The sequence below is a fragment of the Rickettsiales bacterium Ac37b genome (genome assembly GCA_000746585.2).
Lineage (GTDB): Bacteria > Pseudomonadota > Alphaproteobacteria > Rickettsiales > Arcanibacteraceae > Ac37b.
The window spans coordinates 565,190-589,295 of the sequence record CP009217.2 but is presented as its reverse complement, the minus strand read 5'-3'; the positions used below and the strand labels follow the sequence as shown (position 1 = coordinate 589,295).

18 protein-coding genes and 1 tRNA gene are annotated in these 24,106 nt (G+C 30.2%); 14 read left to right on the top strand and 5 right to left on the bottom strand.

Going from position 1 to position 24,106, the window contains the following annotated elements; all coding sequences use genetic code 11:
- Positions 1-5: 5 nt before the first annotated feature.
- On the bottom strand, positions 6-176 hold the full coding sequence (gene rpmG / locus NOVO_02850) for a Ribosomal protein L33 (GenBank protein ID AIL64961.1): 171 nt from the start codon (positions 174-176) through the stop codon (positions 6-8).
- A 120-nt stretch (positions 177-296) separates the two neighbouring features.
- Between rpmG and gtaB the strand changes: the two genes are divergently transcribed.
- From gtaB to NOVO_02795, 11 genes are all read left to right on the top strand, one after another.
- Positions 297-1,190, top strand: coding sequence for a UTP--glucose-1-phosphate uridylyltransferase (gtaB, locus tag NOVO_02845; GenBank protein ID AIL64960.1), 894 nt, complete (start codon positions 297-299; stop codon positions 1,188-1,190).
- Positions 1,183-2,472 (top strand): UDP-glucose 6-dehydrogenase ywqF, encoded by a 1,290-nt coding sequence (ywqF, locus tag NOVO_02840; GenBank protein AIL64959.1) that lies wholly within the window; start codon positions 1,183-1,185, stop codon positions 2,470-2,472. Before gtaB ends, ywqF begins: the two co-directional genes overlap by 8 nt.
- A gap of 283 nt (positions 2,473-2,755) precedes the next feature.
- The gene (locus NOVO_02835; protein AIL64958.1) at positions 2,756-3,148 is read left to right on the top strand and encodes a Transposase; all 393 of its coding nucleotides are present in this window, start codon (positions 2,756-2,758) and stop codon (positions 3,146-3,148) included.
- A 152-nt stretch (positions 3,149-3,300) separates the two neighbouring features.
- The gene (locus NOVO_02830; GenBank protein ID AIL64957.1) at positions 3,301-3,609 is read left to right on the top strand and encodes a hypothetical protein; all 309 of its coding nucleotides are present in this window, start codon (positions 3,301-3,303) and stop codon (positions 3,607-3,609) included.
- Between the two features lie 165 nt (positions 3,610-3,774).
- Positions 3,775-5,241, top strand: a complete 1,467-nt coding sequence (locus NOVO_02825) for a hypothetical protein (GenBank protein ID AIL64956.1) — start codon at positions 3,775-3,777, stop codon at positions 5,239-5,241.
- 114 nt (positions 5,242-5,355) lie between these two features.
- Positions 5,356-6,558, top strand: a complete 1,203-nt coding sequence (locus NOVO_02820) for a hypothetical protein (GenBank protein ID AIL64955.1) — start codon at positions 5,356-5,358, stop codon at positions 6,556-6,558.
- Positions 6,559-6,881: 323 nt separating this feature from the next.
- Positions 6,882-9,806, top strand: coding sequence for a hypothetical protein (locus tag NOVO_02815; GenBank protein ID AIL64954.1), 2,925 nt, complete (start codon positions 6,882-6,884; stop codon positions 9,804-9,806).
- A gap of 184 nt (positions 9,807-9,990) precedes the next feature.
- Positions 9,991-10,491 (top strand): N utilization substance protein B, encoded by a 501-nt coding sequence (gene nusB / locus NOVO_02810; GenBank protein AIL64953.1) that lies wholly within the window; start codon positions 9,991-9,993, stop codon positions 10,489-10,491.
- Positions 10,492-10,524: 33 nt separating this feature from the next.
- On the top strand, positions 10,525-11,694 hold the full coding sequence (gene hemN, locus NOVO_02805) for an Oxygen-independent coproporphyrinogen-III oxidase (protein ID AIL64952.1): 1,170 nt from the start codon (positions 10,525-10,527) through the stop codon (positions 11,692-11,694).
- A 479-nt stretch (positions 11,695-12,173) separates the two neighbouring features.
- Entirely contained in the window at positions 12,174-13,034 is an 861-nt protein-coding gene (locus NOVO_02800) for a hypothetical protein (GenBank protein AIL64951.1), read from the top strand.
- 31 nt (positions 13,035-13,065) lie between these two features.
- Positions 13,066-14,025 carry an Integrase core domain protein gene (locus NOVO_02795; GenBank protein ID AIL64950.1) on the top strand — a complete coding sequence of 320 codons (960 nt, stop codon included), beginning with the start codon at positions 13,066-13,068 and terminating at the stop codon, positions 14,023-14,025.
- Between the two features lie 332 nt (positions 14,026-14,357).
- Here NOVO_02795 and lpxK read toward each other — a convergent pair whose 3' ends face one another.
- A complete protein-coding gene (gene lpxK / locus NOVO_02790) occupies positions 14,358-15,335 on the bottom strand; it encodes a Tetraacyldisaccharide 4'-kinase (protein AIL64949.1) in 978 nt (325 codons plus the stop codon).
- A gap of 344 nt (positions 15,336-15,679) precedes the next feature.
- Here lpxK and NOVO_02785 point away from each other — a divergent pair, with 344 nt between their 5' ends.
- The 3 genes from NOVO_02785 to murD all read left to right on the top strand — a co-directional run bounded on the left by NOVO_02785 (position 15,680) and on the right by murD (position 21,262).
- Positions 15,680-16,159 (top strand): phosphohistidine phosphatase, encoded by a 480-nt coding sequence (locus NOVO_02785; protein ID AIL64948.1) that lies wholly within the window; start codon positions 15,680-15,682, stop codon positions 16,157-16,159.
- Positions 16,160-16,168: 9 nt separating this feature from the next.
- A complete protein-coding gene (gene addA, locus NOVO_02780) occupies positions 16,169-19,528 on the top strand; it encodes an ATP-dependent helicase/nuclease subunit A (protein AIL64947.1) in 3,360 nt (1,119 codons plus the stop codon).
- A gap of 318 nt (positions 19,529-19,846) precedes the next feature.
- The gene (gene murD, locus NOVO_02775) at positions 19,847-21,262 is read left to right on the top strand and encodes a UDP-N-acetylmuramoylalanine--D-glutamate ligase (protein ID AIL64946.1); all 1,416 of its coding nucleotides are present in this window, start codon (positions 19,847-19,849) and stop codon (positions 21,260-21,262) included.
- Positions 21,263-21,399: 137 nt separating this feature from the next.
- On the opposite strand, the gene NOVO_02770 is transcribed toward murD, so the two are convergent.
- The 3 genes from NOVO_02770 to NOVO_02760 form a co-directional block, all read right to left on the bottom strand.
- A complete protein-coding gene (locus NOVO_02770) occupies positions 21,400-22,326 on the bottom strand; it encodes a Ribosomal protein S6--L-glutamate ligase (protein AIL64945.1) in 927 nt (308 codons plus the stop codon).
- On the bottom strand, positions 22,301-23,518 hold the full coding sequence (gene gltP / locus NOVO_02765; GenBank protein ID AIL64944.1) for a Proton glutamate symport protein: 1,218 nt from the start codon (positions 23,516-23,518) through the stop codon (positions 22,301-22,303). The genes NOVO_02770 and gltP overlap by 26 nt, the downstream gene beginning before the upstream one ends.
- Before the next feature lie 490 nt (positions 23,519-24,008).
- Positions 24,009-24,095, bottom strand: a tRNA-Leu gene (locus NOVO_02760).
- Between the last annotated feature and the right edge of the window lie 11 nt (positions 24,096-24,106).

Sequence of the window (24,106 nt, the reverse complement as noted above, 5' to 3'; positions counted from 1 at the left end):
CCAAATTAAGATTTTAATCTTTCTTCTTTAAATTCAACATGCTTCCTAATTTTAGGATCATATTTTTTAAAGGAGAGCTTTTTAGTAAGTTTTTTGGGGTTTTTCTTTTTTACATAGAAGAAACCAGTACCAGCTGTACTTACCAATTTTATTAGAATAATGTTCTTTTTTGCCATTTTAAATATTTATTTTAATGATATCAATAATTTCTATTTACTACTAGTAAAGATCCTGCTTAAACTACACTTTCATAAAATTAAGTCAAGTATAAAATTAATAAAATTAGGAATATAATTATGAATAATTCCAAAATTCGTAAAGCTATTTTTCCCGTAGGTGGACTAGGTACAAGGTTTTTGCCGGTTACAAAAGCTATGCCCAAAGAAATGTTGCCTGTGGCCAATAAACCTTTAATACAATATGCATTTGAAGAAGCAATCAATGCAGGTATAGAACAATTTATTTTTATTACTGGCCGTAATAAAAATGTGCTTAACAACCATTTTGATCATTCATATGAATTGCAGAATATATTAAATGAACAGGATAAGGAAAAAGAATTGTCTTTAACATGTGATTGGATGCTTGAAGCTGGGCACATTGCATTCGTTAGGCAGCAGGCTCCTTTAGGGCTTGGACATGCTATTTGGTGTGCAAGACATTTTATCGATAATGAACCATTTGCAGTATTACTTGCAGATGAAATGTTGATGGTAGAAGGAGGTTTTTTAAAACAAATGTGTAACTTTTATCAAAAGTTAGGCGATAATATTATCGCCGTAACTGATATAGATCCAAATACGGCATCAAGTTATGGTATAGTTTCTCCTGAATATGACGATGGTACGATAATAAAAATACAGAATATGATTGAAAAACCTAAAATGGGAGAAGCACCATCTAACATAGCAATTACAGGGAGATATATATTACAGCCAGAAATATTTAATTATTTAGAGCATGCTATTAAAGGCGTAGGAGGAGAAATACAATTAACAGATTCTATGCAAAAACTGCTTACCAAACAATCATTTTATGGATTACGATTTAAAGGAGCAAGATTTGATTGTGGTAATCAACTTGGTTATTTAGAAGGGAATATTGCATATGCATTGCAAGATATTTCTAAGCGTCCGGCTATATTAGCTATGTTAAATAAATATATAAATCAAGGTATAAAAAATGATTAAGATAGGAATATTAGGTACAGGATATGTAGGATTAGTAACAGGTGTAGGCTTAGCAGAGCTAGGCTTAAGTGTGGTATGTATAGACCATGATGAAGAGAAAATTCAAAAGCTCTTGAAAGGTGAGATGCCTATTTATGAGCCAGGCCTTGAGGAGTTAGCAGTAAAAAACTTTCAGGCTGGGAGATTATTCTTTACTACTAAATTATCTGAAGTAATTGAAGGAATCGAAGTATTATTTATAGCAGTAGGTACACCTGCAGGCACTGATGGAATGCCTGATTTATGCTATATTGAGCAAGTGATAGAAGAATTAAAATCTATTTTAACTAAAGATATTATATTAGTAATAAAATCTACTGTACCAGTGGGTACTAATACTAATATACGTCAGCAATTACAGACTAGCTCCTATAAATGCCATTTAGTTTCTAATCCAGAATTTTTACGAGAGGGCTATGCTATACATGACTTTATGTATCCATCACGTATAGTGATAGGAACGGTATCAGAGGAAGCACGTAAATTTATGCTCAATATATATAGTTATTTTAGTAACCATAATATACCTATTGTTTGTACCACTCCTGAAACTGCTGAGTTAAGTAAATATGCCTCAAATAGTTTTCTTGCCACTAAAATTGCATTTATTAACGAAATGGCAAATTTATGTGAAGAGTTGGGTGCAGATGTCCAGGAAGTAGCCCATATTATGGGATTAGACGAACGTATAGGTAGTCAGTTTTTACAGGCTGGACCAGGGTTTGGCGGCTCATGTTTTCCTAAAGATATAATGGCGCTAAATACAATGGGTAAAAAATTGTCTTTAGATAATCATATTATTGAATCAGTAATAAAATCTAATAATATGCGTAAAAAATATTTATCTAAAAAAATTATCGATATTGCATCAAATAAAAAAATTGCGTGTCTTGGCTTAACTTTTAAAGCAGGCACGGATGATATACGTGATAGTTCTGCAATTGATATTATTAAAGAACTTTTATCATATAATTTAAAACTTAACTTATATGATCCAGAAGGTATGGATAATGCAAAAAAATTTATAAATAACTTGAATGTTTTTTGGGCAGATAGTGCTATGCAAGCCATCAGTAATGCTGAAGTAATAGTTATTTTCACAGAATGGGCAGAATTCAAAAACATCGATTTTAAGTCTTTATCAAATCGTAAAGTTAAGCCTATTATTATAGATCTACGTAATTTACTTGATCACGTAGAGCTTATAACATTAGGTTTTGAATATTATGGAGTAGGAAAATAATATGGAAATTTAATATATCGCAAAGGCAATTTAAATTTTACTATATTGCTTAGATACTAATTGGCGCTATGCATATCTTGCTTCTTATAGCATTTTGAAAGGCTTTGACTATATTTCTTGATTTGAATATATGCATAACTCTTCGCTAACCTAACATTCGCTTATCATTCCTCTCTGCTAAGGAAGCTGAAAAAATTATATATGTTTGTTATAGTAAATTAAGTTGATAAAGACATGATATATGATATATTAAAAAGCTCATAAACCCAAAACAGTAGAAGCAATGGCATATTCCTTAGATTTACGTAAAAAAGTAATTCACTATGTTAATAAAGGTTATACCAGAGAAGAAGCTGCAAGAATTTTTGGCATAGGTGAAAGAACAATTTATAGATGGTTATCGAGATCGAAATCCGGGAATTTAGCAGCCACACGAGCAGCTAAGCCATGGAAGAAGCTTGATCCAATCAAATTATTAAACGAGGTGTCTAAAAACAGCAATTGGCTATTATCTGATTTTGCAAAGGTTTTTAATGTGTCTACAGCTGCTATCTGTTTGGCATTCAAGACTTTGGGGATCACACGAAAAAAAAGACCACACTCTATCGTGAACGGGATGAAGCAAAACGGCAATTATTTTTGGCAGCTATCGCAAACTATAAAGCGGAAGATATAGTTTATATTGATGAGAGTGGAATTGATAGCTATTTGTACTATTCTTGGGGATACAGTCTCAGAGGAAGTAAAGTTTATGGTGATATCTCAGGTAAAAAACATGATTGAGAAAGCTTTATTGCAGGTAAGGTTGGGAAGAAAATTATTGCGCCAATGTGTTTCAAGGGCACATGTAATACAGAAGTTTTTAACGAGTGGGTTAGTCAGTGTTTGGTGCCCGAACTAAGATTTGGTCAAGTTGTAATACTTGATAATGCAACGTTCCATAAGTCAGCTAGAACTAGGAATTTAATAGAAGATATAGGCTGTAAACTTTTATTCTTACCACCTTACTCTCCTGATCTCAACCCAATTGAAAAATATTGGGCTCATTTAAAAGCTAAAATCAAACCTATCATTACTAATTTTAATAACCTTAGCGATGCTATTGATTATGGCTTCTCTATGCCATTCTCAACTTAATTGACTATAGATAAATTGATAATTAACATTAAAAAGTTAAATAATATAGAAAAAAATTTAATTTTGTAAACGCTTGTAGCACTTAATATTTAACTTGTTATTAATATGCCTATAATACTATTTATTAATATAGTTAATAAATATGTTTTTATTTGAGGATATATTATGGCAGTCAAATATGAGAATAAAAAATTGATTAGTCTAAGTGACAAAGCAATTGATATTGCACAAAAATATACAAATATTTTACATAAATATAACATAGGTAAAATCAGTTCTAATAAAGTGGAAGAAATACTTAAAAAAAGAGATGACGCTATTTTGTCGCTAGAGACACCGTTAGTAATTGGAATAGCTCGAGATAGCGTGATAAATTGGAAGAAATGGATAGATACTTATGCTCATATATTAAAACATAGTCCATCTTCAGAACAAACGACAAAAAACCAAACAGATTTTGTTCAGCGATTACAAGACCGTAATAAGGAATTTGTCCAATTGCACGATAATATTAAAAATAAATTTTTTCAACGCTCTTTTGATTTTTACAGAACAAGGCCTGGTAAAGATAAAAATCAAAAAGAACAAAAACTGAATGAAATTGTATCACATATTGCTGTTTCAATTACAGAAAAAGCATATAGTATAAGCCCTAATTTAGGTAGCATAGATAAATTATTTGATGAAACTACCCAAAAAAATATCGATACCTTATTACATAAAGAGTTCGATAGACATAGCTCAAGAGGTGCTATAATTAAAAAAATAGAAGCCATTATAAAAGAACGTGCTGTTGAATATAGAAAAGAAAATTTAAAATCGTCTATTAATATAATATCATCCCAATATCAAAAATCACCTACTTCTACGATTCAGACAGATAAAAAGCAAGTAAGTGATGAACATATAGCGCTTCAAAATAATGTTAAGCATAGAGAAGTTCCTGCTTCTAGTTTTAGAGAAAATAATGAAAATAAAAGTATGACTATGCAGAATAAGGAATATTCTGGGATCAAACCTATTCGACCTGCACCGCCTCTACCAACTATAAGTAAGAATAGTAGCATTGCTGAAAAAAGAGCGTCTCAGTCTTCGGTAAGTTCATTACAACGTCCAACTACTCCCCCACCACCTCCTCCAGGAGTTATAAATGCATTAAGTTCTGGTAAGGTACCACCTGCTCCCCCACCACCTTTGCAACAGCAAACAAGCTCAAGTCGTGCTAATTTGTTGGACGAAATTCACAAAGGTAAAACCCTTAAGAAAGTAGATCAAATAAGTGGAGATGCAAATTGGGGTAAAAAAGAAGATATCGGTTCTCAAACTAGTTCTCCTAAGACAAAAGAAGCGCCGCAAGGAATTATGGGAGCTATAGCAAAAGCAATCGATACAAGAAGAAGAGAAATGGGTTATAATGAACATAATTCAAATATTACAGAAGTAGAGCAGGCTGACTGGGAGAACGATAAAGCTAGCTTGCAATCTTCAGGGTATGGATCTCGAAAGAGCTCCACTTCAGATATTCCCGAAGAAATACAGAAAAGAGCAAGCAATATAGTGAGTGATATTAAAAAAATTAAATCACCGCCAGAGCAAGAGCGGCCAAAAAATGAGAAGGGACCATCAAGGTAATGATTAAAATTTAATAAGGTAGAAATAAGGTATGTGTAGTAAATTAAGTTGTATTAGGTACAGCGTCTACTATACATGCCTATATTTTTTATTCCAAAATAATTTGGAGGAGATATGGTTAGTGATAAACGTCTTATAAAGTTGCTAAAGAGAGCAAAGAAAATCTCCCAGCTATATATTGAATTATTACAAAAGTCAGGTTCAAAAATCGAGAATAATTCTCGAAAGATAGACTTGCTAAAATCTAAAAGAAATAAGGCCATATCTAATTTAGAAATTCCTTTTATCCTTGCTATTTCGAATCAAGATAATCAATCAAGAGATTGGCGTGAGTTACTATCTAATAATGCAGAATTTTTTACAGAGAATGCAACTAAGTATTCTAAAAAAAGTAAGAGTGATTTTATCGATAGAATTTTAGTGCATAGTAATGAGTTACGTGCATTTAAAGAAAATTTAAAAGAGAAGTTATTTGTTAAGGGCGCGCATGGTAAAAATCAACTAGCATATGATGATAAAAAAATAGATGATCTTATCAAATTAATAACTAATTCTGTTGCTGAAAAAATATTGAAAATAGATAAGACGAAAGGTAATCTTGATAGGTTTATTGATATGGTAACTATAGAAAAAGTTAATAATTGCTTAGTAATGGAACTTGAGAAGCATAATTCTCAAAATAATATTATGTATAAAATAAATAATATTATACAAAAACGTTATAAAGAATATAAGCGCGCATATACAAATGCGCCTGATTTGGTAGATGTCCATAAAGAAAAACAAAATATAGAAACTGATTTAAGATCAAACATTCAAAAAACTAAATCAATGCCTGTATTAAAAGATATAGAGCAAGGTATTACTGAGTTAGATAAAGTTAAAAAGAATAAGATAGTTAAAGCTAGAGATAAGGCTCTGCCTTCTGTCGTAGAAGAAAATAAAAAATCTGCAACAGCAACGATAAAAAGGCCTAAATCACTACTTGCATTAAAAAATGCCGAACAAGATTCTGCTGATCCAGATAAAGTTAAAAAGAATAAGACAGTTAAAGCTAGAGGTAAAGCTATGTCTTCTGCAGTAGAAGAAAATAAAAAATCTGCAACAGCAATGATAAAAAGGCCTAAAATAAAACCAAGCAGTAAATTATCTTATCCTAAAAAACGGGGGTTCTTAGAAGATTTCATAGCAGACTTACAAAATGATAAAAGGCATCAAGTGAAGCAATCATCTGATATTATACCAGCTAGGGTTAAAAAAGAGGTAAAAGAAGTAAAAACAGTGGACAACCAAAATAAAAGAATACGCAGCAAATAGAATATTCATCTAAATAAGCCTGTATCTAGATGAATAAATTATTTAATTTCATGTTTGATTAAAAATAAATATGAAATTTCTTTATTGAGGATTACTCTCCACGATTTTAATATAATATTTGCACTCCTATACAAAAATAATTAATGTTTATATTATAAAATACGATATTAATTAATATGAATTTTTTTAATACAAGATTTAGATAGTTATTTGTGAAGCGATAGTTTAAATAAAAGGTTTTAGTTGTAATATATTTAAACTATACTCTAATTTATATGATATAAATAATTAAAAATATTTTAAGTGTAGAAAAGGTTTTGGTTGTGAAAAATATATGTAAGAAGTTAATGATATCAATATTAATCTTCCTAGCTATGTTTTCACTTCTTGCTTCATTTTTATTATTTAAACTTTATAAAGAACCGGTATCTTTAGTGTGGGTGAAAAATTATATTACTAATAAGTTACACGATAATCATATTAATGTACAAATATCAGATATAAGTCTTATCTTAGATAAAGCTCAGAAAATACTGACGTTAAAAATTACGGATATGAATATCTCAGATTTAGATAATAAAAAATTTATAGTTAATATGCCTACTATACAATTGGACTTTGGTACTAAATCAGATATAGCTTGGTTCTTTAGGAAAGTAAATGTTATTTCCCCTCGGCTATACGTTGATATTACAAAAGCTAATATATATTCTCTTTTTAAAAAACAAAATTATAATGCTTCTAGCTATAATATTTTATTATTCAAATTTTTTACTGAGCTGTTAGTTCAAAATGGCAAAATTGAATTTGCTAATGAAAATCGTATTATGAGTGTTAATGCAAGCTTTCTTAATCAATCTCTAGATAATATATTTAAGATGTTAGCTGAGATCCATATTGATAATGCAGTATTAAAATCAAATATATCTATCCATGACAATGATACTACTGAATATAATCTGCAAGGTGCTAATATACCTTTATCATTAATCACCAAGATTATGAATGGCTATGATAATTTTAATGATACCCAAATATTATTAAAATCTTTAAATATTCAAAGTACTATATCACCCAGTAAAGCAATTGATATAGAAAATGCAGATTTACAGTTTAGTAATGGTGGCTCTGTGCATATCAGAAAGGATATGAATTCTAAAAAAAATTCTGAGCTCAAAATTACTATAGCTAATTTCCCTATTGAATATTTAAAACATTTGTGGCCCGATTGGATAGGTAGCCAAGCCAAACAATGGACAGTATCACATCTATTTTCTGGCACAATAATGCGAGGTACTTTATGGATTGATTTATGTTCCTTCCAAAAGAAATGTGCAAAAAATATAATACCTAAAGGACAATATAAGCCCAAAATGCCTTTAGGGATGTTGCGTATAGAAAATGTAGATTTAACATATTTAGAAGGATATACTCCTATAGAGAAAATTTATGGAACAATTTCACTTGATGAGCAGGGTGTATTAGTGAATGGTATGAGCGGTATAATAGGTCAGTCTTCTTTAAGTAAAACGCTAGTACGGATTCCATATGCTATAGAAAATACTAATAATATTACAATAAAAGGGCAAGTGGAAGGTCCTATTATAGATTTAATTTCTTTTATTCCTGAAGATAATATTGATAAAGCTGCTAAAGATAATATTAACCTCAAAGAGGTTAAAGGTAGCGCTTTTACTGATGTAAATATAAAAATACCTATGCAAGATGATATAAGTTTTCAAGATATAATTTTTAATATTAATTCAAAATTAACTGATATAAGTTTAGAGAAATTACCTAATAATGCATATCTAGATAATGGACAATTAACAGTTATATTTAATGGTAAAAAAGCAGAACTATTAGGACAAGCTAAACTTGATAAAAATCCCATTGAGATTAATTGGGTAGGATATATAGAACCCAATTCAGAATACGATACTATCCTCAAAGTAAAAACGGAGATTCATGCTGAAAATGCCCAAAATTTTACAATATTTGATGAAGAGGTAATTAAAGCAGGTAAGATAATAGTTAATACTAATATAACAGCTAAGAATAATAAATCTAATCTTGACATAGAGATAGATTTAAAAAATGCCGAATTTACAGTGGCTGCAATAGGATTTAAAAAAGATCTTGGAGATCCAGTAACAGGTGTAATTAATGCTTATATTGAAAATGAAAATACTATAACTGTAAAGAAATTCTTAATTAAAGGAAAAAATATATTAATTAATGGTCAAGGTGAAATTGATAAGGCGTTATTGTTACCGAATAAATTATATTTTGATCAAATAAGATTTTTAAATAATGATTTCATGGCTGAATATACGAATTCTAATCATGTAGTAGTATTAAATATCAAAGGTAGATCATTAGATTTAAACCAAATAGATTTTGATAAAATTGCACAAGATAAGAATAGGGGTGAATTTAATGCTATGAATACTCGTATAAAATTGGATCAGGTATATATGAAGAATGATGTTCTATTTCATAATGTAGATGCCTCACTAGAATGTAATATGGATAATTGTAAAGCAGGTTATTTTTTTGCTAAAATGGGAAAAGATAGTTACAATTATTTAAAAATTAGATTAACGCCTAAAAGTTTTGCAGAATCTATTTTAACCCTTGAAGCAGATAATGCATCCTTAGTATTAAATGCTTTTAATATATACCAGAATATTAAAAATGGTATATTGCTTGCGTACCATACTAAGCACTATGATAAACAAAATACAAACTCTATATTTAAGGGTAAAATATTAATGCAAGACTTTATTGCTATCAAAACTCCAGTGTTAGCAAAATTGCTTACTTTCAGTTCATTGCCTGGCATAGTAAGGCTACTCGGTGATAACCATATACCATTTAAGGAGCTTACTAGTGATTTGCAGTTTAAAGAAAACGTACTCAGAATTTATAATGGGAATGTAATTGGTAGTGAATTAGGATTAACAATGGAAGGTTATGTTGATTTAGCTAATAAAAAAATTAATGTAGAAGGCACAATAGTACCAGAATTTTATTCCTTAAATCGTACGTTAGCTTCATTACCCTTAATAGGACAAATTATAACTGGTAGTAAGAAAAGTAAAGGAGTTTTCGCTGCTAATTATAGTATTACAGGAAATTTAAGTAACGTAAAGACTTCTCTTAATCCAATATCTTTATTTACTCCAGGCTTTTTAAGAGGCATTTTCAACGTATTCAAGCACAATAAACTTCATCCCCAACCCTAGGGGGCTATGTGTACACAAAATTTTTTAATAGAGTGATTGACCATACTCACGATTTATAATAAAACTGCTTTTTCACCATAATCATTATATTAATAAAAATATTATTAATATTGTTATTAGATATACAAATTTTAGACATACTTTTACATGCGATGAAATTAGAACATAATAAAATCAGGTTTATATGAATGAACAGAAGTCTATTAAGCTTTCGTTGGCTAATACTCGTAAAATGATGGCAAGGCTTGCTGCAGTACAAGCTGTGTATGCGTACGAAATTAATAATGTGGACAATTTGCATTTAATGCAACTATTGAATAATTATTTTGATAAAGAATTTAGAGAAAATGAGTTAAATATTCAAGGTGAAGATTTAATACCCGACAAAGAATTTTTTACAGTATTAATGAATAACACAATAAAAGAACAAGAGTTATTAGATGATATAATAACACAATATTTAACAGAAAGTCGTAGGTTAAATCAATTAAGCCTGGTATTAAAATGTATTTTAAGAGTAGCGATTTGTGAACTGAAGTTTATGTCCGAAACTCCACAAAAGGTAGTAATTAATGAATATACAAATATTGCACATGCATTTTATGAAGATATTGAAGCAGGATTTGTTAATGGTATATTAGATAAAATTATAATAGATATGGAAGAGCACAATACTTCTATATAAATAGAAATTTACTATAATATTGTTAAGAAGTTTATGAAAGATAGGTTAGTGTTGAATGCGAATGAAAAATCTGAGCTTGCTGTATATATTCATTGGCCATTTTGTGTATCTAAGTGTCCATATTGTGATTTCAACAGTCATGTTAGAGATAGTATAGAACATGAAGAGTGGTTAAAGGCCTATTTAGCAGAAATAGAATATTTTACTGAAATATTACATAACTCCAGGATCAAAACAATTTTTTTCGGTGGGGGTACTCCATCATTAATGCCTCCAGTAATTGTGTCTAAAATTCTTGATAAGTTAGTGAAATTTGCATCTTGCAACGAAGAAGTAGAAATCACCTTAGAAGCAAATCCTTCATCAGTTGACAGGAAAAACTTTTATGATTTTAAGCAAGCTGGGGTTAATAGGTTATCACTTGGTGTACAAGCTTTAAATGATCAGGATTTATTATTTCTAGGGCGTAAACATACCATGAAAGATGCGTTAAGCGCCATTGATTTGACTTCACAAATTTTTAGTAATTTTTCATTTGATTTAATTTATGCAAGACCAGAGCAAACTCTAGAGAATTGGCAAATAGAGTTGGAAATAGCCCTTACTATGGCAAGTAACCATTTATCTTTATATCAATTAACTATAGAAAAAGGTACAGCTTTTTATAATCAGTATAAAAATAAACAATTTATTATGCCAGATGATGATTATGCTGCAGATATGTATCAATTAACTAGGGACTTAGCAGGTGCTAGTGGATTTATGCCTTATGAAATTTCTAACTACGCACTCTCTGGAAAAGAATGTGAACATAACTTAATGTATTGGCGCTATCAAAATTATTTGGGTATAGGCCCAGGCGCCCATAGTAGAATTAATGGTAAAGCTATTATGATGACCCATAGCCCAGAAAATTGGCTAAATCAGGTATTAGAACAGGGTCATGGTATACAAAGCCTTGCTGAATTAACAATCTTAGAGCAGCTAGATGAAATGTTGTTAATGGGATTACGATTATATGAAGGAATAAAATTAAGAGAATTCCAAGATAGATTTAGTAAAAATATTAGCCAATTGTTAAACCAAAACATTTTAGATTATTTATGTGATGAACATTTATTACATATTGATCAAACTCATATACGTGCTACCTCTAAGGGATTGTTATTGCTTGATCGTATTATTCCATTATTAAAGCGGTGATATAGTTTTCATAATTTTATGTAGAGCTATTGTCTATCCATAATTTAAATTATGGTATCTTAATTTGAATTAGCATAGCAGCTAGCTCATCGCAAGCAGTACTAAGATGTATAAAACATTTGAATTTGCCTGCGGCGTCGATCAATGCTCACTTAGCAATTAGTAGGCTTTACTCCTCATTCCTTATATCAAACTTCAACTGTTTTTCTATATATGTTGCTCCTTGATCCTATCTTCTAAGAAAGCTGAAAATATTATACTTCCTTAATGTAATATATTGGTTTTGCTTTATTTTAATCACCTTTTATAACATTTTTACTGACATACAGCATCACGCCTTATATTTAATTATTAATATATTAAATATTATAGAAATTATTAAAGGTTAATATATATTTAGAGATATATTGACAATTATTAATAAAAAGAGTATTAATTTAACATTAAGAATTAATAAATATATATACATTAGGTTAAATATGGTTAAAGATCTTATATCAAAAATACCATTTAAAGGCATAGCTAAGACTTTCATATTTGGTACTCAGTTGCAATTACCGTGGCAGCCAGTTCTTCAGTCAGTAGAAATGGGTTTAGTGGAATCATTAGGTGGAACAGGAGCATTTTTAGCATCTTCTGCTATATGTTTAACTGCTATTCATGTAACTACAGAAGTAGTAGTAGAAGGAAGCATATTTATTGGGCAGAAGGTAGTTGAAGGAGTGAAAAGTTTTTCTACCTCTTTAGTTAAGAATGAAAATGAGGCTAATCCAGTAATAGAACCTATTATAAACATGGAACATGATTATCCTATCATAGAAATAGGAATTGAGGCAGAGGGGCAGAGAAAGAATTTAGAACATGCATCTCTTAAAACTAGCGATCTGATTGATATGCCTATTCCAGAAGGGGTTAGTAATGAAGATCCAGTATATGATCCAGACCATGAAGTTCAAATAAAAAGTGTAAATATTAGTTCTAATGATGCCATAACTCAAGGAACAGGGAATAGTAATTTACACGTAATTGAAAATATTATCAGATCAGAAAGTTTGACTAATAGTCATGTAGAAAGAGTAGGTAAAAAAAGAAAGAATTATAATAGAAGTGATGATAGCCCTATAGAAAGAACAGGTAGAAAAAGAAATAAAAATGATGAACAATTTAAGCTTATAATCAGACCTGAACGTACTGTAATATTTGAAGATCCTAATACGGAATTGCGTCCAAAGAATCATTTAAATGGCGTAGAACGTTTAAGTCCTTCGTCTTATCAAAAGAAAGAGCCTAGGTGTACAATTTCAAGGGTTGATGGAAGAAAAAAAGAGTATATAAGTTAAGAGCTAGGGATATAATTAATTTGGAGGAATTGTGGGACAAATATTACATGGCTGCGCCACGACTACGCACGCAATTAGAAAAGAATTACAGCGATCGCAAGCTACGATCAAAGAATTAAGTGAACAATATAATATTAACCCTAAAACTGTGATAAAATGGCGTCAAAGAAAAGAAGAAGGAGTAGAAGATCGCTCTAATGCTCCTAAAAAAGCAACTACTATTTTGAAGCCCGAAGATGAAGCTTTGATTATTGCTTTTCGTAAGTCTACGCAATTACCTTTGGATGATTGCTTTGATGCACTTATTAAAGAAATACCTTATTTAACTCGTTCAAATCTTTACCGATGCCTTAAACGGTACGGTTTATCTTGTTTACCCAAAGAAGATAATATCAAAGAGAAGAAGAAATTTAAGGCTTATGAAATAGGATTTATGCATCTTGATATCACAGAAGTAAGAATTGGTGAGGGAAAATTTTACATATTTGTGGCAATATGTAGAGTGAGTAAATTTGCTTATGTTGAGCTGCATAATAATAGCAATGGCGATACTACAGTTAATTTTCTTGATAACTTGGTAAGTAGCTGTCCCTTTAAGATACATACCATATTAACTGATAATGGTGTTCAATTTGCTTACAATGGTTTAGCCAGGTACAGAGCTCCTAAAGCAAGACATAGATTTGATCTAAAATGTAAAGATTACGGTATCAGGCATCGCACAACAAGGCCTTATAGTCCAAGTACCAATGGTCAAGTAGAAAGAATGAATAGGACTATAAAAGAAGCTACTACTAAGAAGTATCATTATACTAGTAGAGAAGAGTTAGATAGTCATCTACAAGCTTTTGTTATGGCTTATAATTATGCTAAAAGGCTTTCTTCTATTGCTAGAAAAACGCCTTTTGAAATGATCTTGACTTGTTACACACAAAATGCTAATAATTTTAGAATTAATCCTAACCATCAACTACTGAAACCGTACACCTAGTAAATATAGGTAACAACTATTAACTAAAAATTTTATAGCTTTTTAATTTGTTATTTGAGACGTTGTCATTCCTCGTCTCATGTACTATTTACACGACCAGACAAAAAAAGGATGAAATGACCACTCTTTTCTTTACCATTATCATACCCCTGAAAATGTACTCGTGTCCTGGGAAAGAAGGAATAATTACTTTTTTCAGCTATCCCTTTGATGAGAAGTGAAAGAAATAGCAGCTAGGTCATACCTGGTACTTATTATTGCGCTACTTTCTTTATCAGTATCGCTTTCGTAATAATTAAGGACTTTGTAAAGTATGTAAAGTTTTTATAAAATTAAGGTAGTAATTTTCTAATATGCTTAATTAATATGTCCGTAAAAATCTCTCCTAGTTTAATTTCAATAGGCATACATATTATATTACGCTTCTGGTCAGACTCAAGGCGTACTGCGTCTTTTTCAGTGGTGATAAGCTCAGCTTGATGTGATATAGCAAGTGTTTTAAGGTGCTTGATATCTTCAACTGTATATTGATAATGATCGGGAAATATTTTACGTTTTATAATATGTCCACCTGCTTTTTCTATAGTATTAAAAAATTTTTTTGGTAAACCTATGCCTGTAAAGGCTATAAATTTTTTGTCTTTTAAATGTAAATTTTTAGCTATTTTTGTTGAAACGTTAATAACAGGGATATTTGCTGGTATTTTTGATTTTAATGAAGAATTATCTGGACCATTAATTATAATATAGTCAATTTTTTTGAGAGAAGAAGAGAATGTTTCTCTTAAAGGGCCAGCTGGTATTAAGTAGTTATTTCCTATTCCATGCAATCCATCTATAACTAAAATTTTTATATCCTTATGTATAGTTGGATTTTGCAAGCCATCATCCATAATGACCAGTTCAATACCGTCATTAGCTGCTGCTTCAATAGCATCATAACGGTTTTTGTCTATATATACGGGAGCAATTTGAGCGAGTAACATAGCTTCATCACCAACATGAGAGGCGCGATGGTTAGTTAAGTCAACTTTTGTTGTATATGTTGTGTTACCTTTATAACCTCGAGTTATAAACGCTACTTTAACATTATGTTCTAACAATACTTTAGCGATTGCAATGGAAGTTGGTGTTTTACCTGCTCCTCCTGCTGTTATATTTCCAACACATATTACAGGTATGGTAGCTTTTTTTTGCTTAGTAAATATATTTCTTATATGTACTATAAAGGAATATAAAAATGAAAGTGGTAATAGGCTATAAGCAGTATATGATTTTGGCTTATACCAAAAGCTGGGAGTAGTCCACATGATTATATTATATAAGTAATGTTATGTTACTTTACAGTAAAACACTATATTCTTGTAAATGTAAAGTTAATTTGTAATAAGAGTAATATCATTAGCGTTATTGGCTATATATAATATTTATATTCTTGGATTATAATAAATTATACTATAATATATTTTATGGTAAATTGATTTGAATTCGGGACGTTGTCGTTCGTGTACTAATTTGTACTACTTGCGCTTTGCGTACTTAGGACCATTTTAAATTGTCTGGGCTATAAATGTATAATGGAGATAGGATTATTCTTTAGTTAATGGATAGCTATGTGGTTTTTAAATAATAATTTTCTATTTTATGTAAAATTATGAAACATATATGGATTATGCGTCATGCTACTGCTGAAAATGCTTCAAAAGATTATGATAGAAAACTTGCAGAAAAAGGCACACAAGAAGCAATAAAAGCAGCCGAGTTTTTAAATAAATCTGGAACTTTGCCGGAATTAATACTTGCATCCAGTGCGAGTAGAACACGTGAAACAGCAGCATATATTAAGCAAAATATGAATAATAATGTTGACATAGAATTTATTGATGAATTATATAGAGCTGATATGAATCGTATTTTGCAGCAGTTGCAGAAAGTTAATGAACGTTATCAGGCTGTTATATTGATAGCGCATAATCCTGGGGTTTATGAATTTTCTATGGAATTTATAAAGGAAAATCAAGCGTTATTAAAAGCTACTGTACCTGCTAGTATTGCTTATTTTACTGTAGAGTGTAATTTATGGTCATTATTAGATAAGGGTCAAGGTAGTTTACGCTGGTTTTTTATGCCATAAATAATATTTATGTTTGAACAACAATTAAAAGCATCTGATCCTTATATTTCCACTTGGGTAAAAGCTTCTGCCGGTACAGGTAAAACTAAAATCCTTACAGATAGAGTATTAAGATTGTTACTTACTGGTAATAATCCAGCCAAAATATTATGCCTTACTTTTACTAAAGCAGCTGCAACTGAGATGGCCACTCGTATCAATAAAGAATTGAGTGAATGGGCAATTATTGAGGAAAATAAGCTTATCTCACGTCTGACACATATTACAGGAGCAACGCCAACTTCAGATATGCTATATCTAGCACGTCAGTTGTTTTTGATAATACTAGATTCACCAGATATACTAAAAATACAGACTATACATGCTTTTTGTCAATCGTTGATACAACAATTTCCGATTGAGGCGGGTTTATCGATACGTCATGAAGTAATTGAAGAGAATAAAGTTAAAGAATTATTGCAGGAAGCAAAATTAAGCTTATTAAATGATTTAGAACAAACTAATAATACCAAATTACATGAAGCTATAAAATATATGGCATGGTATTTACATGAAAAGACGTTCAATGAATTATTAACTGAAATTGTAAATAATCAAAAGGCTTTTCAATATTTATTTGATTATTATGAAGATTTAGATTCACTTATAGAAAATACTTATAGAGTTTTAGGACTGGAAACAAATATTACTACCTATGAAGCCTTAAAAAGTTTTTATACTTCTATTGATCAAGCAAAATTAGCTGAAATAATACAAGTAATGTTACTGGGAACCAAGACTGATGAGAAGCTAGGAAAGCAATTATTATATTGGTTGAATTTGAATAATGAACAAAAATTAGTTAATTTCGAAATATATAAAGGATTTTTTTGTACTAAAGAAAATCAGCCAAGAAAAGCATTAATGACTCAAAATTTGGTAAAAAAATATCCTGAATTTGATGAATATTTGCAGCTAGAATTAAAGAAAATTTTAGATTTTGTACCATATTACAGCTCTATTAAAGTAGCACATTTAACAGAGCATGTACTCCATATTAGTTATGCATTATTAGAAAGATATAAAATATTAAAGCAGTATAATAATTGCCTAGATTATGATGATTTAATATCTATTACATATGAGTTGTTAGAATCAGATACAGTTAACTCGTGGATTTTATATAAGCTAGATGGAGGAGTTAATCATGTTTTAATAGATGAAGCACAGGATACTAGTCCAAAGCAATGGGAAATAATTCAAAAGCTTGTGACAGAGTTTTTTGTTGGTGTAAATGAAACTGATAGAACTCTATTTGTTGTGGGAGATGAAAAACAATCTATTTTTAGTTTCCAAGGCGCTGATCCTTTACATTTTTCATATATGCAAAATTATTTTAAAGAATATATAGCTAATAATGGATTTGCTTTTAATGTTATAAAACTACCTTTATCTTTTCGTTCTACTTCTGCAATATTAAATGTAGTAGATACAATATTTAATAATCCAGAAATCTTAAAGCATGTTACATATAGTGAATCATTTATTGAACATAAGGCTTATAGGAAAGATAGTCCTGGTTTAGTAACTCTGTGGCCAATCACAACTGTTTCAGATCCTGAAAAGCAAGAAGCATGGAGTTTGCCTTTATACTATAAAGCTGAGGAGACGGTAGAAGCAAAACTCGCAGAAGACATAGCTTTTACTATTAAAAATTGGTTAGATAATAAGCGTATTCTGCAATCTAAAAATAGACCAATAACTCCAGGTGATATTTTAATATTAGTTAGAAGACGTAAGGAGTTAAGCCAATTACTAATTAGCAAATTGAAAAAATATGATATCCCTGTAGCAGGGTTAGATCGGATAAAGCTTAATGATAATTTGGCAATTATGGATTTAATTGCTTTAGGGCAATTTATGATTGTACCGGTTGACGATTATTCCTTGGCTTGTGTGTTAAAATCACCCTTAATTGGTTTGGGTGAAGAAGAATTATTTCAATTAGCAAGTTCCAGGGGAAAGAATTCTCTATGGCAGCAGTTAGAAAATTTAAGTGCTAAAAATTTAATTTTTCAAAATGCTTTTATATATCTGAAAGATTTATTATCTAAGTTAGAATATGGTCCTTATGAATTCTTTTCTTATATTATAGATACTAAGCTTGGGCGTCGTAAATTTTTAGAACGTTTTGGCCCAGAAGTATTAGATCCAATCAATTCATTTCTTGATATATTAATAGAATATGAAGGATATTATATCCCATCATTACAAGGATTTATAGAGTTTTTTACTAAAAGCGATACGGAAATTAAGCGAGATTTAGAGCATGGGATAAATCAAGTTAGGATAATGACAGTACATTCTGCTAAAGGATTACAAGCTCCCATAGTATTTTTACCTGATACAACGTTTACCACTACCAATAAAGATTTATTACTATGGACTATTGGTCAGAATTTGGTATTTCTCTCTACTAAAATTAGTAATAGTAGTTACTGTTATGATTTAAAAAATATTAGGGCAGAAAAAGATAAGGCAGAAAACCTAAGATTACTTTATGTGGCGCTTACTCGTGCTGAAGATGAATTAATAATATGTGGTACTCAAACTAAAAGTAATACCAAAAATAAATGTTGGTATGACATTATAGAAGAAGCAGTTGTTAAACTTGGCAAAATAGAGGAGGATGGAAGTTGGCATGTAGTTTCTGGATATAATGAAAAAATATATATAGATAATGATATTATAAATGCTGATACTTTAGATAGTTTACCTAAATTTCTTAATGATAAAATACCTTTAGAACTACCTTACAGCTATATTGCACCTACTACTCTCTACCGAGAAGAAAAAAATTATGGTTCATTACTAGATTATTCTTCTGTTTCTTTATTAAAAGGAAAATTATTGCACAAATTATTACAATTCTTGCCGAAAATTGGATATACTCAGAGAGAACAGTTTTTAAAAAGTTTTTTTATACAAAATAATTATGCTCCTTTGAGTGAGATAATGAAACGTGAAATAGTCAATAAAAGTTTAGCACTTATAGACTCTCCAGATCTCTGCTCTTTATTTTCAGCAAATTCTAGGAAAGAGTTACCTTTAATTGGAATTTTAAATGAAAAAGTTATAGTGACTGGCCAAATTGATAACTTAGTTACCAATAAGGATGAAGTAATAATTCTGGATTATAAAACTACCAAGTATGTTCCAAAGAATGCTCAAGAAATTCCAGTGAATTATTTACGACAATTACTGCTCTATAGAAATCTATTACACGGTATATATAATGATAAAAAGGTAAGTTGTGCAATAATATGGACTTACACAGCCACGATAATGTATATTGATGACCAGTTATTAAATTCAGTTAATATAACTTAGGAAATTATATATTACTTTGCTGTTCTTCGTTTGTTACTCTTTGTCCTATAGCATGATATAATTATACGCTTGCTAAAATAACTTAATAGTTTATTTTATCAAGATATGATAATGTTATAATATAAAGAATATAATTAAGTATGGATATTTTATATCCTAGAAAGTGTAAAAGTTTATATATAGTAAATTGATTTAAATTCGGGACGCAGTTAGATTAAAGCTCTCCTACTATTTGTAGGCTTTGCTTATTGCTCCTAATCCCAAGTACAACTTAATTTACTATATTATTCGGGTCTAAATAAAGCAATGTAGGTATTTATGATAGAGTTAACTCTATATAGAAGAAAATTAGTTGGAGTATTTGGACTTGGAAAAAGTGGAAAATCCACTATATATTCTTTAGTAAGTAGTGGTACTAATATTATAGCTTGGGATGATAATGAAAATAATCGTCAAGCATGGCTAAATGAGCTGGAGCCTGAATATATTGCTCTGGGTTTGGATCGTATATTAGTAAGTTTAGAAGATAAACGTTGGCATTTGATTGATGTTTTGGTATTAAGTCCTGGTATTCCAACTTTCTATCCAGCGTCGCATAAAGTAGTAGAAATAGCTAAAGAAATTAATTGTGAAATAACATGTGATGTAGAATTGCTATATCGTACTTGTATGCATGCTAAATATATAGGTATTACTGGTACTAATGGTAAATCTACTACCACTAGTTTAATAGCTCATATTTTAAAGTTAGCTGGTTTATATGTAGAAGTAGGAGGTAATATAGGTTTGCCTGTACTTTACTTACAGCCTTTGACTGCAGATGGTATTTATGTGCTTGAGCTATCTTCATACCAACTTGAATTAATTAAAGATACCAAATTTAATATAGCAGTATTATTAAATATTACCCAGGATCATTTAGATCGTTATTTAAATATGGACCATTATATAGAGAGTAAAGTCAAAATTTTTGCTCATCAAAAAGAACAGGATATAGCGATTATTAACGTGGATAATGCTATCACACGTGGAATATATAATAGACTTTATAGTACTCCTGAAAGACTAGCTAAAACCATTCCCATTTCTACAGAACAAATAGTAGCTGGGGGAGTGAGTATTGTAGATAATATATTATATGATGATTTAAGCGGTAATAGTGATCAGTATATACTGAAAGAACTTGAATATCTTCCAGGTAAGCATAACAAAGAAAATATTGCTGCAAGTTTTGCTGTAGCTGCATTACATGATATAGAGGTTTCTACTATTTTAGAAGCTATTTTTAGTTTTAAAGGCTTAAACCATAGATTACAATTTGTTGCTAAAATAGAGAATATCGTTTTTATTAACGATAGTAAAGCCACAAATGCAGAAGCAACTGAAAAAGCATTACTTACTTTTGAAAACATATATTGGATAGCGGGTGGTTTGCCAAAAGAAGGAGGTATAGATATGCTTACGCCTCTCTTTCATAAAATAAGACATGCATTTTTAATAGGACAGGCTGAAGATATGTTTTTTGATATTTTAAGTCAGCAAAATGTTAATACAAGTAAGTGCTATACACTTGAAAATGCATTTAATCTGGCTGTAAAATTAGCCCAGACTGAAAATAAAGAAATAGTAATTTTGCTTTCTCCAGCTTGTTCCTCTTTTGATCAATGGCATAATTTTGAAGAAAGAGGAGATGCGTTTTGTTCGATGGTTGAGGAATTCAAGCTTAGTAAATAATTTTATAGTAAATTGATTTGAATCCGGGACGTTATTACTCTTCGTTCTCCTACTATTTGTTAGGTTAGCGAAGAATGACGCATATGCTAATTCAAATCAAGAAACTATATATGTTAAAGTAATGTATCTATAATATTTCAACATAATTTATTTAATAAAAATGTTGCTAATTTATTAGTTGCTGAAATTCCAGCCTCTTGTTCTGCTTGGGTATTGTAATTAGTATTAGCGTTTATATCATATGTATAAAGTTCTCCATTAGGCGCCGTAATGAATTCTATACCAGCAATTTCAATATTATTTGCAAGTAAAAACTCTTTGTATCGAGCAAGAATTGGATGAGAAAAATCCTGTAATATCTTAAATTTGCTTTCTCCCGCATCAGATACAGCAGGGCAGAAGCTATTTTCTAACGAACAAGAATTAGCTGGGCATAAATTATATCCCATTTTAGTATTAACTTGCAGAGCATATATAAATTCTCCACCAATAAATTCTGTCCTAATAATATGAGGTGTATTAGATTCAATAAATTCTTGAACTAATGTTATACCATCAAAGGGTGTTTCATAACTATTACCATGTATATAATTAAGCAAATTGGTATGGTCATGAAATAAATATACTCCTATACCTTTCCCTCCCCAATTATGTTTAAGTATGAGAGGATAGGGCATAAGCTTAGTAGCCTTTATAATATCTTCTTTACTGAAAGCTGCCATGGTCTTAGGAGTTTTCAGTCCAGCCTTATTAAGCGCATTGAATTGTGCTATTTTGCTAACTTCAAGGTGCATAGCTTGAGTACCATTTATTACTGGTAAATTATATCTTTCTAGCCAAGTGAGTAAGGATAAAGTATAAAAAACGGAATTATGATAACCGCGTTTATACGCCGAGGGACTCATTCTATTAAAAAATACCTCCTGTGGTGGTATTTTTGTTAGATCAATTAGTCCACTATCCGATAAATTCCACTCTTCAAAGGGAGTGGAGACTTTACTTAAAGCTTCTCTTATGGGCACCATCCAATCATTGTTTTCATGAATTATGTATAATTTTTTCATTTATGCTCTCCTGATAAATATTATAATTAAAACTATGATTTAATTTATCTAATAAAAGTACTATTACTACATCTCCAGTGATGTTTAAGGTGGTACGGAAAAGATTTATGATCGGATCAATAGCAATAAGTATAAACATTTCATCCATAGGTAAGTTAAGGGTAGATAGAACTATTGGGAGAATGGATAAAGCACCACTTGGTATACCTGCGGTTCCAATGGGTATAAAAATAGCAATGCTTATTAAAATAATATATGCCTTAATATCAAAAGTAATATTATGTAATTGTGCAATAAATAATACAATTGTAACAATATATATTGCAAGTCCTATCATGTTAAGGGAAGAAGCAAGCGGTAGAAATAATTGCGCATATTTTGAAGAAATGCCTAATTTTTCTTGTGCTATTTTCATAGTAATAGGTAAGACTGCTTTACTGCTACCTGTGGAAAAGGCCATAATCTGATATTCAAGGCTTTTTTTATAAAAAGGTAGGGGAAAGGTTTTAAGAATTAATCCTAAAATGGGTGCAAAAAGTAGATATTGTAGTACAAATAATATTAATAAGATAATTAATAAATCTCTTACAATATATATTTGGTGTAGAGTTGCATGTGAGCTGAAAATAGTAGCGGTTAACATCGAGATACCGTAAGGTGTTAACTTGATTATTATATTCATCATTTCTGAAAATAAAGATGTTGCATATTTAAAGGTGGTGATAAGTTCTTTGCTATAGTGACTAAGTTTGCTAATGGTATAACCAACAAATAAAGCTAATATAACTATCTGCTGCATATTGTGTTGTATAAATGGTAAAATAAAATTAGTTGGTAATAATTGTATAAATGGCATATTGGGTTTGTTTTGGTATGTCACATCTATAGCAACATAAGTGCTAATTTGTGGTAATAATGAAAGAGATATTATGATAGATAGCAAAACAATAAAAAGGGTTATACCTATTAATAAAGTAGATGCTTTCAATATTTGAAATTTTAAGTGTTTGTAGGCATTTATTTCATTAGCAGCAATAACTAATAAGCAGAAAACTAGAGGACTGGCAATCATTTTTAATAGATCAATGAATAGTGTACCAGCATTTTTAAAGAAAAATGAAAATTGTGCTAGTGTTGTTCCAAGTAAAACACCAACTAAAATTCCTATTAAATTTTGAATCCAAAGATGCATTTCTTTACCATATAAAAAATAATTACCTTAGGGTACTGTGTGCAGCAGATTAAGTAGAACAATTACAAGAATTAGGAAATTGCAAACAGTATGTATGAGCTATGCAAGATAAGTGAGGACTCTACAACAAAGAGACATAGGTAATATTTTAATAAAAATATGCATTACAAGTAAATCCTTTAATAATAGCAGATACTGTATATTTACAAGAGATAAGTACTATATCATTGATTAAGCCATATATCAATATAATAATTTATATAGTCAAGGCAATTTAAATATTATGAAGTTGTATCAAAGCTTATGTACTTATTTGTACTACTTGCGCCTTGCACACTTAGTACTATGCATTGCCTTGCTTATGTTTTTCTGAAATGCAGTGTAAATTTAAAAATTAATTAATTTACTTGAAAAAGTTGAAAATAGGTAGAGAATGGAGGTAGTTTTATTTTTTTGGTATGTAAGAAAGGCTTTAATAAAGAATTAATAATGGTGCCCCTGGCCGGACTTGAACCAGCACGCCCTTGCGGGCAGAAGATTTTGAGTCTACCGCGTCTACCAATTCCACCACAGGGGCAATAAAATCGA

What these genes read in the sequence shown, in the direction of transcription:
- ywqF (AIL64959.1), top strand. Translation starts at nt 1,183, where the DNA reads ATGATTAAGATAGGAATATTAGGTACAGGATATGTAGGATTAGTAACA.
- NOVO_02800 (AIL64951.1), top strand. Translation starts at nt 12,174, where the DNA reads ATGGTTAAAGATCTTATATCAAAAATACCATTTAAAGGCATAGCTAAG.
- NOVO_02770 (AIL64945.1), bottom strand. Translation starts at nt 22,326, where the DNA reads ATGAAAAAATTATACATAATTCATGAAAACAATGATTGGATGGTGCCC.
- nusB (AIL64953.1), top strand. Translation starts at nt 9,991, where the DNA reads ATGAATGAACAGAAGTCTATTAAGCTTTCGTTGGCTAATACTCGTAAA.
- NOVO_02835 (AIL64958.1), top strand. Translation starts at nt 2,756, where the DNA reads ATGGCATATTCCTTAGATTTACGTAAAAAAGTAATTCACTATGTTAAT.
- gtaB (AIL64960.1), top strand. Translation starts at nt 297, where the DNA reads ATGAATAATTCCAAAATTCGTAAAGCTATTTTTCCCGTAGGTGGACTA.
- lpxK (AIL64949.1), bottom strand. Translation starts at nt 15,335, where the DNA reads ATGTGGACTACTCCCAGCTTTTGGTATAAGCCAAAATCATATACTGCT.
- NOVO_02830 (AIL64957.1), top strand. Translation starts at nt 3,301, where the DNA reads ATGTGTTTCAAGGGCACATGTAATACAGAAGTTTTTAACGAGTGGGTT.
- hemN (AIL64952.1), top strand. Translation starts at nt 10,525, where the DNA reads ATGAAAGATAGGTTAGTGTTGAATGCGAATGAAAAATCTGAGCTTGCT.
- addA (AIL64947.1), top strand. Translation starts at nt 16,169, where the DNA reads ATGTTTGAACAACAATTAAAAGCATCTGATCCTTATATTTCCACTTGG.
- murD (AIL64946.1), top strand. Translation starts at nt 19,847, where the DNA reads ATGATAGAGTTAACTCTATATAGAAGAAAATTAGTTGGAGTATTTGGA.
- rpmG (AIL64961.1), bottom strand. Translation starts at nt 176, where the DNA reads ATGGCAAAAAAGAACATTATTCTAATAAAATTGGTAAGTACAGCTGGT.
- NOVO_02820 (AIL64955.1), top strand. Translation starts at nt 5,356, where the DNA reads ATGGTTAGTGATAAACGTCTTATAAAGTTGCTAAAGAGAGCAAAGAAA.
- gltP (AIL64944.1), bottom strand. Translation starts at nt 23,518, where the DNA reads ATGCATCTTTGGATTCAAAATTTAATAGGAATTTTAGTTGGTGTTTTA.
- NOVO_02825 (AIL64956.1), top strand. Translation starts at nt 3,775, where the DNA reads ATGGCAGTCAAATATGAGAATAAAAAATTGATTAGTCTAAGTGACAAA.
- NOVO_02785 (AIL64948.1), top strand. Translation starts at nt 15,680, where the DNA reads ATGAAACATATATGGATTATGCGTCATGCTACTGCTGAAAATGCTTCA.